Source organism: Amycolatopsis sp. CFH S0740, from assembly GCF_004522315.1.
In the GTDB taxonomy this organism is placed as follows: Bacteria; Actinomycetota; Actinomycetes; order Mycobacteriales; family Pseudonocardiaceae; genus Amycolatopsis; species Amycolatopsis nivea.
This window is the reverse complement of sequence record NZ_SDLS01000017.1, coordinates 123,952-139,294: the sequence shown is the minus strand read 5'-3', so window position 1 is coordinate 139,294 and position 15,343 is coordinate 123,952. Positions and strand designations below refer to the sequence as shown.

Annotated in this window: 11 protein-coding genes; 6 read left to right on the top strand and 5 right to left on the bottom strand. The window is 69.5% G+C overall.

Features of this window, described 5'->3' with window-relative positions:
• The first annotated feature begins 21 nt into the window (after positions 1 to 21).
• Together araD and EIZ45_RS26905 are read left to right on the top strand one after the other, a co-directional pair.
• Positions 22 to 1,740, top strand: a complete 1,719-nt coding sequence (araD, locus tag EIZ45_RS26910) for an L-arabinonate dehydratase (RefSeq protein WP_134662519.1) — start codon at positions 22 to 24, stop codon at positions 1,738 to 1,740.
• 148 nt (positions 1,741 to 1,888) lie between these two features.
• On the top strand, positions 1,889 to 3,664 hold the full coding sequence (locus EIZ45_RS26905; RefSeq protein WP_134662520.1) for a VanW family protein: 1,776 nt from the start codon (positions 1,889 to 1,891) through the stop codon (positions 3,662 to 3,664).
• Here EIZ45_RS26905 and EIZ45_RS26900 read toward each other — a convergent pair.
• Positions 3,648 to 4,325 carry a TetR/AcrR family transcriptional regulator C-terminal domain-containing protein gene (locus EIZ45_RS26900; protein WP_134662521.1) on the bottom strand — a complete coding sequence of 226 codons (678 nt, stop codon included), beginning with the start codon at positions 4,323 to 4,325 and terminating at the stop codon, positions 3,648 to 3,650. The genes EIZ45_RS26905 and EIZ45_RS26900 overlap by 17 nt on opposite strands.
• 79 nt (positions 4,326 to 4,404) lie before the next feature.
• Between EIZ45_RS26900 and EIZ45_RS26895 the strand changes: the two genes are divergently transcribed.
• The 3 genes from EIZ45_RS26895 to EIZ45_RS26885 all read left to right on the top strand — a co-directional run bounded on the left by EIZ45_RS26895 (position 4,405) and on the right by EIZ45_RS26885 (position 7,539).
• Positions 4,405 to 4,962: an ester cyclase gene (locus EIZ45_RS26895; protein ID WP_134662522.1), complete on the top strand. Its 558-nt coding sequence runs from the start codon at positions 4,405 to 4,407 to the stop codon at positions 4,960 to 4,962.
• A gap of 42 nt (positions 4,963 to 5,004) precedes the next feature.
• Positions 5,005 to 5,775, top strand: a complete 771-nt coding sequence (locus EIZ45_RS26890) for an ABC transporter ATP-binding protein (RefSeq protein ID WP_134662523.1) — start codon at positions 5,005 to 5,007, stop codon at positions 5,773 to 5,775.
• 177 nt (positions 5,776 to 5,952) lie between these two features.
• A complete protein-coding gene (locus tag EIZ45_RS26885; protein WP_134662524.1) occupies positions 5,953 to 7,539 on the top strand; it encodes a hypothetical protein in 1,587 nt (528 codons plus the stop codon).
• A gap of 640 nt (positions 7,540 to 8,179) precedes the next feature.
• On the opposite strand, the gene EIZ45_RS26880 is transcribed toward EIZ45_RS26885, so the two are convergent.
• On the bottom strand, positions 8,180 to 9,532 hold the full coding sequence (locus EIZ45_RS26880; RefSeq protein ID WP_134730500.1) for a TrpB-like pyridoxal phosphate-dependent enzyme: 1,353 nt from the start codon (positions 9,530 to 9,532) through the stop codon (positions 8,180 to 8,182).
• A gap of 208 nt (positions 9,533 to 9,740) precedes the next feature.
• Between EIZ45_RS26880 and EIZ45_RS26875 the strand changes: the two genes are divergently transcribed.
• Positions 9,741 to 10,520: a PIG-L family deacetylase gene (locus EIZ45_RS26875; protein ID WP_134662526.1), complete on the top strand. Its 780-nt coding sequence runs from the start codon at positions 9,741 to 9,743 to the stop codon at positions 10,518 to 10,520.
• A 740-nt stretch (positions 10,521 to 11,260) separates the two neighbouring features.
• Here the strand turns inward: EIZ45_RS26875 and EIZ45_RS26870 are convergent.
• From EIZ45_RS26870 to pucD, 3 genes are all read right to left on the bottom strand, one after another.
• Positions 11,261 to 11,734, bottom strand: a complete 474-nt coding sequence (locus tag EIZ45_RS26870; protein ID WP_037817511.1) for a (2Fe-2S)-binding protein — start codon at positions 11,732 to 11,734, stop codon at positions 11,261 to 11,263.
• A complete protein-coding gene (locus tag EIZ45_RS26865) occupies positions 11,725 to 12,603 on the bottom strand; it encodes a xanthine dehydrogenase family protein subunit M (RefSeq protein WP_134662527.1) in 879 nt (292 codons plus the stop codon). The genes EIZ45_RS26870 and EIZ45_RS26865 overlap by 10 nt, the downstream gene beginning before the upstream one ends.
• 348 nt (positions 12,604 to 12,951) lie before the next feature.
• Positions 12,952 to 15,276, bottom strand: coding sequence for a xanthine dehydrogenase subunit D (pucD, locus tag EIZ45_RS26860; RefSeq protein ID WP_167756573.1), 2,325 nt, complete (start codon positions 15,274 to 15,276; stop codon positions 12,952 to 12,954).
• Positions 15,277 to 15,343 lie beyond the last annotated feature (67 nt).

Sequence of the window (15,343 nt, the reverse complement as noted above, 5' to 3'; positions counted from 1 at the left end):
CGACCGAGAGGACGCGCAGCAATGAAGGCACCCGAGGACCTGCGCAGCCACCGCTGGTTCGGCGGCGGCGACCTGCGGAACTTCAGCCACCGCACCCGCGCCCGGCAGCTCGGCTACGAGCCCGAAGAACACCTCGGGAAGCCGGTGATCGGCATCCTCAACACCTGGAGCGACATCAACCCGTGCCACCAGCACCTGCGCGAACGCGCGGAGCAGGTCAAGCGCGGCGTGTGGCAGGCGGGCGGGTTCCCGCTGGAGTTCCCGGTGGCGACGCTGTCGGAGACGTATCAGAAGCCGACGCCGATGCTGTACCGGAATCTGCTGGCGATGGAGACCGAGGAACTGCTGCGGTCGTATCCGGTCGACGGCGCGGTGCTGATGGGCGGCTGCGACAAGACCACCCCGGCGCTGCTGATGGGCGCGGCGAGCGCCGGGCTGCCGTCGATTTTCGTGCCCGCGGGCCCGATGCTGCGCGGAAACTGGCGCGGCGAGGTGCTCGGCAGCGGCACCGACATGTGGAAGTACTGGGACGAACGGCGCGCGGGCACGATCGGCGACCGCGAACTGGCCGAACTGGAACGCGGCCTGGCCCGCTCCCCCGGCCACTGCATGACGATGGGGACCGCGTCGACCATGACGTCCGCCGCCGAGGTGCTCGGGCTGACGCTGCCCGGCGCGGCCTCGATCCCGGCGGTCGATTCCGCGCACCACCGGATGGCGGCGGCGAGCGGCGCGCGCATCGTGGACATGGTGTGGGAAGACCTCACGATCGCGAAGATCGTTGACGAGCGCGCGTACGCCGACGCGATCACCACCGTGCTGGCGCTCGGCGGGTCGACCAACGCGGTGATCCACCTGATCGCGATGGCCGGCCGCAGCGGGATTTCCTTGTCCCTGCAGGATTTCGACGCGATCGCCCGCCGCGTGCCGGTGCTGGCGAACATCCGGCCCGGCGGTGATTGGCTGATGGAGGACTTCTACTACGCGGGCGGCCTGCCCGGGCTGCTGTCCCGCTTGACCGACCTGCTGCACCTCGACCGGGTCACCGTCACCGGACGTCCGCTCGCCGACTCGCTCGCCGACGCCCGCGTGCACAACGACGACGTGATCCGCCCGCGCGACAACCCGGTCGCCAGCGAGGGCGGCGTGGCCGTGCTGCGCGGCAACCTCGCGCCCGGCGGCGCAGTGATCAAGCACATCGCCGCCGACCCCGCTCTGCTCACCCACACCGGTCCGGCAGTGGTTTTCGACAACTACCAGGACCTGAAGAAGCGCATCGACGACCCGGCACTGGGCATCACCGCCGATTCCGTATTGGTGCTGCGCGGATCCGGGCCGCTCGGCGGTCCGGGCATGCCCGAATACGGCATGCTGCCGATCCCGGCGCACCTGCTGGAACAAGGCGTACGGGACATGGTGCGGATCTCCGACGCCCGGATGAGCGGCACCAGTTACGGCGCGTGCGTGCTGCACGTGGCACCGGAATCGCACGTCGGCGGGCCGCTCGCGCTGGTCCGCGACGGCGACCTGATCACCCTGGACGTGCCCGCGCGGACGTTGCAGCTGGAGGTCGACGAGGCCGAACTGGAGCGTCGTCTCGCCTCGTGGGCCGCCCCTGCGCCGCGGTTCGAGCGGGGTTACGGTGCGCTGTACGCGGAGCACATCACGCAGGCCGACGAGGGCTGCGACTTCGACTTCCTCGCCCGCGCCGGCGCCAATCCGGAACCGGACGCTGGGTGACCCTCGTGAGTGCTGGCGCCGGTTCTAACCGGCATCGCCACTCACGACGCTGGGTGACCGGTTTGTTCCCCTGGGGGCAGTAGTCCGGCATGTCCGGCTCGGCCCGTACGCTGTGCCCCTGACCGCAGCGAATCGAAGGGGTCGTGAGGTGCAGTACGAACCGCGCTGGCCGGAAACCGACAGTGACCAGACCGAGGTCCTGCCGGTCGTACCACCGGAGGAACCTCCGTCCCCGCCGCGAAGGCGCGGCCTGCGCAAAGCCGGCTGGATCAGCGGCGGCGTGCTCGGCGTCCTGGTCGTCGCGTACCTCATCGACCTGCTGACCAGCCAGGGCCGGGTGCCGCGCGGCGTCGTCGTGGCCGGCGTGGACGTCGGCGGGCTGGAGCGGCCGGTCGCCGAACGCGAGCTGCGCGGGAAGATCGAGCCCCGGCTCACCCAGCCGCTCACGGTCACCGCGGGCAACGCGCACACCAAGCTGTCGCCGACCGAGGCCGGGCTGGGGCTCGACTGGAGCGGCACCCTCGACCAGGCGGGCGACCAGCCGATCAACCCCTTCACCCGGCTCGCGTCGTTCTTCAGCACGCGGGAACTGGGCGTCGTGTCGCACGTCGAGGCGGCGAAGCTCGACCCGGCGCTCGAGGACCTGCGCGGCCGTGTCGACCGGGCGCCCGCCGAGGGCACGATCCGATTCGACGGCACCACGCCGGTCGCGGTCCCGCCGCAGGTCGGGCAGAAGCTGGACGTCGCGGCGGCGCGGGCGAAGGTGCTGAGCGGCTGGGCTTCGGGCAGCGAACTGACGCTTCCGGTCACACCGACGCCGGTGCGCACCACCGCCGAGGGCGTTCAGCGCGCACTCACCGAATTCGCCAAGCCCGCGGTGTCCGCGCCGGTCATCGTCAAAGGCGAAGGCGCGGACGCGACGCTGACGCCGGAGCAGATCGCCGGCGCGCTCACGTTCGTGCCCGGCGACGGCGGCGGCCTCGCCCCGCAGATCGACCCGAAGAAGGTCACCGACGCGCTCGCGCCGCAGCTGAAGTCCACCGAGCAGGAGGGCAAGGACGCGGCCATCGCGTTCTCCGGCGGGAAACCGGTCGTCGAGCCGTCCGCGGACGGCAACACGGTCGACTGGGAGCAGAGCCTCAAGCCGCTGCCGAACACGCTGAAGCAGACCGACAGCCGCGAGCTCAAGGCGATCTACAAGAAGACGCCCGCGAAGGTGACCACCGAGCAGGCGGACAAGCTGGGCGTCAAGGAAGTCATCGGCGAGTTCACCACCGGCGGGTTCGCCGCCGACTCCGGCACGAACATCCGGGTAGTCGCCGAGAAGGTGAACGGCGCGATCGTGAAGCCGGGAGAAACGTTCAGCCTCAACGGATTCACCGGTCCGCGCGGGCGTCCGCAGGGCTACGTCGAGGCCGGCGTGATCGAGAACGGCGCGCCCGCCCGCGAGGTCGGCGGCGGCATTTCGCAGTTCGCCACCACGCTGTACAACGCGGCGTACTTCTCCGGGATGAAGGACGCCGGGCACAAGGAACACAGCTACTACATCAGCCGCTACCCGGCCGCGCGCGAGGCGACGGTGTTCCAGAACCCCAACGGCGCCAGCGTGATCGACCTGAAATTCACCAACGACTCGGACACCGGCGTCGCGATCCAGACCGTCTGGACGCCGTCGTCGATCACCGTGAAACTGTGGGGCACCAAGCGGTACACGGTCGAATCGGTCCCCGGCGAGCGCACGAATCCGACGCCGCCGCCGACGAAACCGGGTCCGGCGGAGAGCTGCCACGCGTCCAACGGCGCGCCCGGTTTCACCGCGAGCGACACCCGGATCCTGCGCGACGCCTCGTCGGGCCGGGAAGTTTCGCGGCACACGCGGTCGGTCCGCTACAACCCGCAGCCGAAGATCACCTGCGGGGAGTAGCGAGTCGCTGCATCGTGGCGGCTACCGCGAGGTCGACGGCGAAAGCGAACTCCGCTTCGTGATCGCACCGCGCCAGATGCGGCGCGGATTCGACCACGGCGGGAAGTTCGGTCTGCTCCAATTCGGCGCGGCGGTGGGCGATCCCGGCTTCGTCGGTGACGCCGAAAGCCGGTCCCGCGCCCGCCTCGCGCAGGAGCGAGCCGACGACGACGGCCAGGAGCGAGCGCAGCAGGTGCACCGCCTCTTCCGGTGACGCACCTGCCTTGCGCAGCACCGAAAGCACCGCCTCGACCGGAGCGAGCGCGGCGATCGACGGCAACTGTCTGGTTAGGACCAACGCGGCGGCCTGCGGGTGCGCGCGGGTGGCTTTCCGGAAGGCCTGGGCGATCACGCGGAGATCCGCTTCGGGCTGCCCGGTGAGCTCCGGAAGGTCGATCCCGCCCAGTACGTGTCCGGCGACGGCGTCGAGCAAGGCCTCTTTGCCGTCGATGTGGTGGTAGAGGCTCTTCGCGTCCACGCCGAGACGCTGCGCGACGGTCCGCATGCTCACCGCCGCCGCCCCGTCGGCGTCGACCACTTCCAGCGCGGCCGTCAGGATCGCCTCCCGCGACAGCCTGGCGTCTCCCTTGCGCGGGCGTCCCCGGCGCGTCGTGGTGTTCACGGCTCCATCATGGCGCACTTGCGGTAAACCCACAGTGTGGATTAAATTGCGGCTTCGCTCCCCTGGTCTGGAGGAACCCGTGGACCCGTTGGCCATCCCCGCGCCCGAAGTGCTGCGTGCCCGGCAAAAGCTCGTCCTCGACCACTTCCACGACGAGGTGCGCCAGGACTGGGATGACGTGCTGGCGACGTTCCCGCATCCGCACTACGAGATCGTGCCGACGATGACCGTGCACGACGGCGATTCCGCCGTGCGCGGCTACTACGACGAAACGCGCCGCGCTTTTCCCGATCAAGACCACGAAATCATCGCTCTGCGCCACAGCGCGGATGCGGTAGTCGTCGAATTCTGGCTTCTCGGCACGCATCGCGGGCCGCTCGGGAAGATCCCGCCCACCGGGCAGCGGTTCCGGGTCCGGATGACCGCGTACTTCCTCTTCGACGCGGACGAACAGCTGGTGTGCGAACGCATTTACTTCGACACGCTCACCATGCTCCGGCAGCTGCTGCGCGCGTACGACGTCCGGAAGCCCACTTCGTGGCCCAAGCTCGTGCGCGCGGTGCGCGGGATGCTCGCGATGTCCGGGACCCCGGATCCACGGCTTTCCGACACCACTCCGCCCGCTTTTTGTCGGTGACCCCGCGTACAGTCGTGCGCACACCACGGGAAGGGGGAACCGGTGTCCGACGACGCGGCCATGGGGCTTTACGGACTCACCAAACGGTTCGGGACCACGCTGGCAGTAGACGATGTGCGGCTTGAAGTGCCGCGGGGGTCGTTCTTCGGCCTCGTAGGCCCCAACGGAGCCGGGAAAACGACGTCGCTGTCGATGGCGGTCGGCCTGCTTCGGCCGGACGCCGGCGAAGCGCGCGTGTTCGGCGTGGACGTGTGGCGGGAACCGGAACGGGCGAAAAGCCTGATCGGCGTTCTTCCGGACGGACTGTCCATTCCGGAACGGCTCACCGGACGGGAACTGCTCACATACATGGGCCTGCTGCGCGGGCTCGCCCCGGACACGGTCGCCGAACGCGCCCAGGAACTGCTCGGCGTGCTGGAGCTGACGGACGCCGAGCGCACCCTCGTCATCGACTATTCCGCAGGGATGCGCAAGAAGATCGGCCTCGCGACGGCGCTGCTGCACGGCCCGCGGCTGCTGGTGCTGGACGAGCCGTTCGAGGCGGTCGACCCGGTTTCCGCGTCGACGATCCGCACGATCCTGCAGCGATTCGTCGCCTCCGGTGGCGCGGTCGTGCTGTCGAGCCACGTGATGGCGTTGGTGGAACAGCTGTGCAGCCACGTCGCGGTGATCACACGCGGACGCGTCGTCGCCGCGGGCGCAGTGGCTGACGTGCGGGGCGAAGGCACGCTGGAAGACGCGTTCGTGCACATCGTCGGCGGCAGGACGGGCGGAACGGAGGGGCTGGCGTGGTTGGCGTCCTCGACCGACTGAAGCCGCGGGTCCTGCGCGATTCACTGCGCGGACGGCAGATCCCCGACGCGCGGACCAGCGGAACGGAGGGGCCAGCATGATCGGCGTCCTCACCCGACTGAAGCCGCGGGTCCCGCGCGATTCGCTGCGCGGACGACGGATCGCCGACGCGCAGACCAGCGGAACGGAGGGGCCAGCATGATCGGCATCCTCATCCGGCTAAAGCTCCGAGTCCTGCGCAACTCCCTCCGCGGCCGACAGATCGCCGGAATGATCGTCGGCGGCCTCTTCGGTCTGCTGGCGGCCCTGTTCACGATCGGCATCGCGGTGTTCCCGGCTCCGGAAGCGCGGATCACCGTCGACCTGCTCACCTCGATTTACGCGGTCTGGATGGCAGGCTGGGTGCTCGCGCCGATCGCGACCGGCGGCGGCGACGACACCCTGCGGCCGGAACACTTCGCACTGCTGCCGATCGGCCGCCGCAAGCTGGCGGTCGGCCTGCTCGCGGCGAGCTTCGTGGGCGTCACCGCAGTGGTGAGCCTGCTGGCGTTCCTCGGCTTGGTGTTCTACGGCCTGCGGTTCGGCGCCGGCGCCGCGCTCGTCGGTCTCGTGTTCACCGTGCTGCAGCTGGCGTTCGTGGTGCTGCTGTACCGCGTGGTGATGGCCGCGCTGGGCACGCTGCTGACGTCGCGCAAGGGCAAGGAACTCGGCATCATCCTGGTAGCGCTCACCGGGTTGTCCGGCGTCGCGGTCAACTACGTGATGCGGAGCGTCGGCCCGGCGATCGTCACCGGTCAGATGCCCGGCTTCGTCAGCGTCATGCACGCCCTCCCGTCCGGTTGGGGCACGCTCGCGGTACACGCGGCCGGAGTCGGGAATTGGGGCACGGTCGGCGGCCTCTTCGCCGCACTGCTCGGCGTCGTAGCGGTTCTGGTCGTGCTCTGGGGCGCGCTGCTGGCCCGCCAGGTCACCACGCCGTCGTTCCGCGGAGCCTCCCGAACCCGCGCGAAGAGCACCCGCACGCGACGCAGCCTGCTGCCCGCGACCCCGGTCGGCGCCGTGGCCCGCAAGGAACTGCACACCTGGTGGCGAGACGCCCGCCGCCGCGTCGCCCTCCTGTCGACGCTGCTGATCGGCTTCGTCATCACCGTCGTCCCAGCCCTGTCCGGCGGGGGCGGCCAATCCGTGATGCTGCCGTATTTCGGTGTCGCAGTAGTCCTTTTCGCCTCGATGCAGTCCGGCAACCTGTACGGAATGGACGGCAGCGCCCTGTGGCACACACTGGTCGTCCCCGGCGCCGAACGAGCCGACATCCGCGGCCGCCAACTGGCGTGGGTCCTGATCGTCGCCCCCGTGGCTTTGGTGCTGGCCCTGGTCCTGCCCGGCGTCACCGGCGTACCAGGCGCGTACCCGTGGGTCCTAGGCTTGGTCCCCGCAACGCTGGGCGCCGGTGCCGGAGTCCTGATGCTGCAATCAGTCTTCCTGGCCTTCCCCTTGCCGGATCAACGCCGAAGCGGCAGCCCATGGTCCTCCGGCGGACGCCCCGGGTGCGCCCGAGCCGCCCTGATGCTGGCGACCACACTGCTCATCGTGCTCGGCGCGCTGCCGGTGGTGGCACTGGGCGTGGCCGGAAAGCTGGCAGACCTGCCGGTACTGCAGTGGCTCGGCATCCCAGCCGGAATCGCGACCGGCATCGCGCTGGCATGGTGGTGGGGTTCGCTCGCCCAGCAACGACTGGTGACGCGGGGTCCGGAGCTACTGGCGACCGTCTCCAAGGAACGGTGAGAAATTCTTCTTGCCGAGGTGTCTCATGGAGTCGCGCGCGTTGATAACCAAGGCAAGAGACCCCGCCAGGGGAGTTCGCCGTGAAGCAGTACCTGCTGGCCGTCCTGGGAGGCGAAACCACGCTGGAGACCGGCGAGGAGCTGGCCGCCCAGACGGCTTGCACCGACCCAGGCACCGACGACATGAAAACCGCCGGTGCCTGGGTGTTCGTCGGCGGTTTGCGCCCCTCGCACGCCGCCACCGTCATCCGCCCCGCGAACGGCGCGGTCACGACGACCGACGGCCCGTTCGCCGAAACGCGGGAGCAACTGGGCCGTCGCACCGCAGCCTCGTCAGCTCACCAACCGCTCCCACGCAGCCACACCTTCACCTGCCACTACCCTCACCAACCGCGCCCTCCGAGCACACCTGCGCCAGCCCACCAACTTTCACCAACTGTGCCCTCCCAGCGCGCCTTCGCCAACCCGCCAACCGCTCTCACCCGGCACACCTTCGCCTGCCCACTAATCCTGACCAACCGCGCCCTCCCAGCACACCTCCACCAACCCCACCAACCCTCACCAACCGCTCCCTCACAGCGCGCCTTCGCCTGCCCTCCGCTCCCCTCAACCTCCTTCCTGCGCCCCGCCAGCCGCACCTCTCAGGGCAGCGCCGCCAACGATTCCTCCAGTGCCGTGTCCGGAAGTTCGTTGTCCACCATGTCGCCCGCCAGATACGCGCCGTACGCGGGCAGGTCGAGGTGCGCGTGTCCGCACAGCGCGGTCAGGATCACCTTCTCTTCGCCAGTCTCCTTGCAGCGCAACGCTTCCTGGATACACGCGGCCAGCGCATGCGTCGGCTCGGGAGCGGGAATGATGCCTTCGGTGCGGGCGAACTGCACCCCGGCGGCGAAGCATTCCTGCTGTCCGATCGCGAGCGCCTCGATGAGGCCCAGTTCGTAGATGTGCGAGATCAGCGGCGACATCCCGTGGTAGCGCAGGCCGCCGGCGTGGATCGGGTCCGGGATGAAGCCGTGGCCGAGCGTGTGCATTTTCAGCAGGGGCGTGAGACCGGCGGTGTCGCCGAAGTCGTAGGCGTAGCGGCCGCGGGTGAGGGTTGGACAGGCCGCCGGTTCGACCGCGCGGATCACCGGGTTCATCCGGCCGGCCAGTTTTTCCCGCAGGAACGGGAAAGCGAGCCCGCCGAAGTTGGAGCCGCCGCCGGTGCAGCCGACGAGCACGTCCGGGGTGTCGCCGGCCAGTTCGAACTGTTTGAGCGCTTCCTCGCCGATCACCGTCTGGTGCAGCAACACGTGATTGAGCACGCTGCCCAGCGCGTACCGCGCGCCCGGATCCGCCGCGGCCTGCTCGACGGCTTCGCTGATCGCGATCCCGAGGCTGCCCGTCGACTGCGGGTTCTCCGCCAGGATCGCCCGGCCCGCGGCGGTTCGGTCCGATGGACTCGGGTACACCTGCGCGCCGAAAGTCTCCATCATCAGCTTGCGATACGGCTTCTGGTCGTACGACGCGCGCACCTGCCAGACCTCGCAGGACAGCCCGAACGTCGCGCACGCGAACGCCAGCGCGCTCCCCCACTGCCCGGCGCCGGTTTCGGTGGTGAGCCGCGTGACGCCCTCGGCCGCGTTGTAGAACGCCTGCGGCACAGCGGTGTTCGGCTTGTGCGAGCCGACCGGGCTGACGCCTTCGTACTTGTAGTAGATCCGGGCCGGGGTGCCGAGCGCCTTCTCCAGCCGTCGGGCGCGGTAGAGCGGGGACGGACGCCAGAGCCGGTAGACGTCCCGGACTTCCTCGGGAATGTCGATGTAGCGCTCGGTGGTGACTTCCTGCTCGATGAGCGCCTGCGGGAACAACGGGGCCAGGTCCGCGGGCCCGACGGGCTCGCGGGTTCCCGGGTGCAGCGGCGGGGGCGGCGGCTCGGGCAGGTCCGGCACCACGTTGTACCACTGCGCCGGGAGATCGGCCTCGTCCAGGATGTATTTCGTCCGTTCTGCCATGACGCCTCCTCGGTCGGCGGACCCCAACGTAAGCCGGGCGGCGGGAGAAGCCAAGCGCCGGAGCGCGCGAGGGGACCCCTCGCGCCGTTAAAGCCGCAGGTCCACCCATGTGGGCGACCTGTCCACAATGGAGGGTGTGGCTGATTCCCCGGAAGCCGTTTCCGGCGGGCGCCGGTTTTTGTCGGTGGGTGCCGGTACGTTCGGTGGCATGGCGACATTGGTGACGTTCCACGCCCACCCGGACGACGAGGCGATCATGACCGGCGGCGTGATGCGCAAAGCGGCCGACGAGGGGCACCGGGTGGTGCTCGTGGTGGCCACGCGCGGAGAAAAAGGCGAGATCCCCGAGGGCCTGCTCGACGACGGCGAGCAGCTCGCGGACCGCCGAGTGCAGGAGACGCAGGCAGCCGCCGAGGTGCTGGGCGTCTCGCGAGTGGAGTTCTTGGGATACCAGGACTCCGGGATGATGGGCGACCCTTCCAACGACGGCCCGGAAACGTTCTGGAGCGCGCCGGTCGAGGAAGCGGCGAAGCGGCTGGCTGCGATCCTGATCGAGGAGTCGGCCGACGTGCTCACGGTGTACGACGACTTCGGCGTCTACGGCCACCCGGACCACATCCAGGTCCACCGGGTCGGCATGCGCGCGGCCGAACTCGCGGGCACGCCGCGGGTTTACCAGGGCTCGACGAACCGCGACCAGATCCGCCGAGCCGCCGAAGCCGCCCGCGCGGCTGGTGAGGAAGGCGGCCCGGACGCGGACATGATCATCGGGAAACCGGAAGCCGAGCTGACGGCCGAAGTGGACGTCACGGCATACCTGAAGGTGAAGCGGGCGGCGATGCGCGCGCATCGGAGCCAGATCAGCGAGGAGTCGTTCTTCCTGGCGCTCCCGGACGACAAGTTCGGCGAGGCCTTCGGGACGGAATGGTTCATCCGGGAAGGACAGGGGCCGGGGGTGACGGAGACGGACCTGATGAAGGGCCTCTGACCGGACCGAATGAGCGCAGGGGTTCGGGGGTTCGTGCAACCGCCAGACGCGGGTTGCCGCTGTGAACGGCGGCCCCTCGACCGGCGCGAGCCGAACCTGCGGGCGGATCGCTCGCACGAGCCCAAGGCTGGGACGGACGAGCCATCGGGTGCGAGGTCCCGCTGGGGACTGCGTGCCTGAGACAGGCGCGGGCTGAGCCCCCGGACGCAGGTTAGCGGCACGAGCCGAAGGTCGGATCGGACGAACCACCGGGCGCGAGTTGCGCTGCGGTCCGCAAGCCAGAGACTGCTGCAGGCCGAGCCCGCGGACGGGTCACCGGCGCGAGCCCAAGACCGGGGCGGACCAACCGCCCGGTGCGAGTTTCCACTGCGGTCTGCGGGCCCGAGACAGACCGGGCCTGGCCCGCGGGTTGCTGGCCCCAGCCCTAGACCGGCACTGGCGAACCCTCGAACCGAGCCATCTTCATTGGCCTCAGGGCTGGGGAAGGCTCGGGCGAGGCCCCGGGCAATGGGCTTCCGGCGCGGGACAGGCGCTCGGGGCGGGTCGGAGTGGCCGTCGCGGGCAAGCGGCGAGCCGTCCGCTGGCTGGGCGGAGCGGTCGCCCAGTCTGGGCGGCGGTCCATGGGCGAGGTCGAGCTGTGCCTTCCCGAGCACGGCCGAGCTAACGCAAGCTCCGCGAGGGCTGAGTCAGCTCGGCCTCGTACCCCTGCGAGCTGGCGAGCATCGAGGCACCCGCAAACATCACCCAGGCTCCGCCACCCGGGCCGAGGCCAGGCGGACCGCGTCTAGGATTTTTTCGTATCCGGTGCAGCGGCAGAGGTTCCCGGCCAATGCCTCGCGGATTTCTGGATCCGAAGGGGCATCCACGCGGTGCACCAACTCGTGCGCGGCGACGATCAACCCCGGTGTGCAGAAGCCGCACTGCACGGCGCCGGTGTCGAGGAAAGCTTGTTGTACTGCGTCCAGCTGGTCGCCGTCCGCTAGGCCTTCTACTGTGCGGACGTTCCTGCCCTCGGCTTGGCCCGCGGCGACCAGGCACGAGCACACTGGGGTACCGTCCAAATACACTGTGCACGAACCGCATTCGCCTTGTTCGCAGGCGTTTTTCGAGCCTGGCAAACCCAGTTGATCACGCAGCACGGAGAGCAGGCTCTGCCCCTCCCACACCTCGTCGACGGTGCGCGGTTCGTCATTGACAGTGAGGTTCAGGCGCATTTCGGCTGCCCGCCTTTCCGGTAGTCTTCCCAGGCCCAGCTCAACGTCCGGCGGGCCAGTACGGCGATCGCGTGGATGCGGTAGTCGGCGCTGCCCCGGACGTCGTCGATCGGGGACGCGGCGCTCGCGGCCAGTTCGCCGAAGCGGCGGACAACCGCGTCCGGCAGCCGAGAGCGGGAGGTCCACGCGTCGGACAGGGCGTCGCGGAGGAAGTCTTCGGCGGCGGTTGCCCGGCGCGGGGTCGGGGCGGCCGAACCGACCGCGGCGCCGATCCAGCCGGTTTCCGGGGCCAGGTCCAGGGCGAACGAGCACACTGCGATGACCATCGCGTTGCGGGTGCCGACCTTCGCGAACTGTTGCGGGCCGGTCGCGGCGGGGAGGTGGATGGCGGCGATCAGCTCGTCGGGGGCCAGTGCGTTGCGTTTGACGCCTTGGTAGAACTCCGTCGCCGGGATCATCCGGGTGCCGCGGACGGACGCGACTTCGATGGTCGCGTCGCAGGCCAGGAGCATGGGGTGGGCGTCGCCAGCGGGAGAGGCCGCGCCCAGGTTTCCGCCGACGGTGCCTCGGTTGCGGATTTGCGGGGAGCCGACGGTGCGGCTCGCCATCGCCAGGCCGGGGAGGCGGGTGCCTAGTTCGGTGATGATCCGCGTGTACGAGACGCCTGCGCCCAGGTGGATCCGGCCGTCTCGCTCGGTCCATTCGGTCAGGTCGCCGATCCGGGTGAGGTCCAGCAGTGCGGACGGGCGGCGGTGGTCGAAGTTGAGTTCGACCAGGACGTCGGTGCCGCCGGCCAGGGGGACGGCGTCCGGGCGGGCGGACTTGGCGGCCAGGGCTTCGGCCCAGGTCGCGGGGGCCAGGAAATCCACGGGGCACCTCCGGGAGGCGGGCTGCCGGTCAGGGACGGGCAGGAAGGGCAAAGGGGCACGGGCGAGAAGCGGGAGGAAGGCTGGGGGCATGCGGCACGAGGGAAAAATGGGCCGTTGCGAACAGGTCACGCCGGACTGCTGCACACGGGCTACTGCGCTCACGAAACGGACCACTGCGGACAGCCATGGCGGAACGCTGCGCACGGGCCACCATGTTCACGAAACGGACCGGCCACGAAACGGACCGATGCGAACAGGTCACGGCGGAACGCTGCGCACGGGCCACCGCGCTCACGAAAACGGGCCGCTGCGAATAGGCCACGGCGGAACGCTGCACACGGGCCACCATCACGAAGCGGCGCGGCGACCGGCCAGGGCGATGTCGTCCGGGCGGATGGGAGCGTTCGGCAGGGCAAGGCCGGTCGCAGAGCGGAGGGCGTTCAGGATCGCGGGGGTCGACGACAGGGTCGGCGGCTCCCCTACGCCGTTCAGGCCGTACGGCGAGTCGGGATGCGGGAATTCGAACAGGCTGATCGGCATCGGCGGGACGTCCAGCACGGTCGGGATCAGGTAGTCCGTGAAGGACGGGTTGCGCACCCGGCCCTCGCGGTCGACCAGGATTTCCTCCATCAAAGCCAAACCCAGGCCCTGTACGCTGCCGCCTTCGATCTGGCCTTCTACAGCCAGCGGGTTCATCGCCTTGCCGACGTCCTGGGCGGTCGCCAGCTCGACCACCTTCACCAAACCCAGGTCGACATCCACGTCCACCACGGCTCGGTGCGCGGCGAAGGCGAACGCGATGTGTGCGTTGCCCTGGCCGGTTTCCGGGTCGATGCCTTGGGTCGGGCGGTGGTGGTATTCGAAGGTGTGCGAGACGGTGTCCGAACCGACGACGCTGGCGATCGGGCACACCGGATGTCCGCCGCTGTCCAGGACGTGATCGTTGCCCAGCGACAGGGCCGAAGCGGGCAGGCTGTAGGCGTCGACGGCGCGGCGCAGGAGTTCCCGGGCGATGTGGCGGCAGGCGCCTTGCACGGCGCCGGTCGACATCCACGTCATTCGGGAGGCGGACGCGGAACCGGCGTCGCCGATTTGGGTGTCGGCGGGGAGGACGACTACCCGGGAGACGCCCAGTTCCGTGCTCGCTACCTGTGACTGCACCGTGGTGGCGCCTTGTCCGCACTCCGCGGCGGCGGTGTGCACCGAGACGACCGGGGCGCCGTTCACTACCGCCAAGGCGACTCGGGCCGTCGAGATGTCGTCGACGCCTCCTGAGTAGCCGATCGCTTTCACCCCGACCGCGTAGCCGACTCCGCGACGCACCCCCTCGCCGTGCGTCGTGTTGGCGGCTCCGCCGGGCAGGGAGAGCAAATCATCAGCGCCAGCCGGCGGCAGCGGACGGTCGCGGAGGGCTTGCAGCAGTTCCGCGACGGGGGCCGGGCCGTCGACGGCTTGGCCGGTGGGCAGGACGGTGCCCGTGGTCATGGCGTTGCGGAGCCGCAATTCCATCGGGTCCATGCCTAGTTCGTGCGCGAGTTTGTCCATATTGGACTCGCAGCCGTAGGCCGATTGGACGGCGCCGAAACCGCGCATTGCGCCGCAGGGCGGGTTGTTGGTGAATACTGCTAGGCCGTCGATTTCGGCATTCGGGACGTCGTAGGCGCCGGTCACGAAATAGCAAGCGTTGGCGATGACTACGGGTGAAGTTGAGGTGTAAGCACCGCCGTCCAAGACCAGGCGGGCTTTGACGTAGACCAGGCGGCCGTCCTTGGTGGCTCCGTGTTCGTAGCGCATCTTGGCCGGGTGGCGGTGCACGTGGCCGAAGAAGGATTCGTAGCGGTTGTACGACATCTTGACCGGACGACCGAGTCGCAGGGCGAGCATGCAGGCGTGCACGTGGACGGAGAGGTCTTCCCGTCCGCCGAAAGCACCGCCGACGCCGGCCAGGGTCAGCCGCACTTTTTCCGGCGGCAAGCCCAGACACGGGGCCAGTTGTTCCAGGTCTTTGTGCAGCCATTGCGAGGAAACATAAAGCTCGACGCCGCCGTCCTCAGAAGGAATCGCCAAACCGGATTCCGGGCCCAGGAAAGCTTGGTCCTGCATGCCGACCTCGTACTCGCCGGTGACCACGACGTCCGCTTCGGCGCGCGCCGCGGCCAGATCGCCGTGGCGGATTTTCACATGCCGGACCAGGTTGCCGTCCGGATGGACGGGACGGACGCCCTCGTCCAGGACCGTCATCGGATCGGTGACCGGGTCGAGCGGTTCGTAGTCGACCATGATCAGTTTCGCTGCCTGCCGGGCGGTTTCCGGGTCGTCGGCGGCGACCAGCGCCACCGGTTCGCCGTGGTAGCGGACCTCGTCCACCGCGAGGACCGGCTGGTCGGCCGATTTCATTCCGTACGTTTTCGCGCCGGGCACGTCCTCGTGGGTAAGCACGGCGTGCACGCCTGGCTGGGCGAGTGCCTTGCTCGTGTCGATGGACCGGATCCGCGCTGCCGCGTAGGGGCTGCGCAGCGTGGTCGCCCAGACCGTGCCCTCGATCCACAAATCCGACGAATAGGCGAACCTGCCGGTTACCTTGGCGGCGCCGTCCGGACGGAGGGCGCTTTCGCCCACCCCGGCGGCTCTCCCGGTTTCCGCGGCGCGTACCAGCGAGTCCACAGTGACCACCAGCTTTCCTGCGTTGCCGACTGCACGGATTCAACACGTGTAGATCGGGACTGTCAACGGCTCTTCG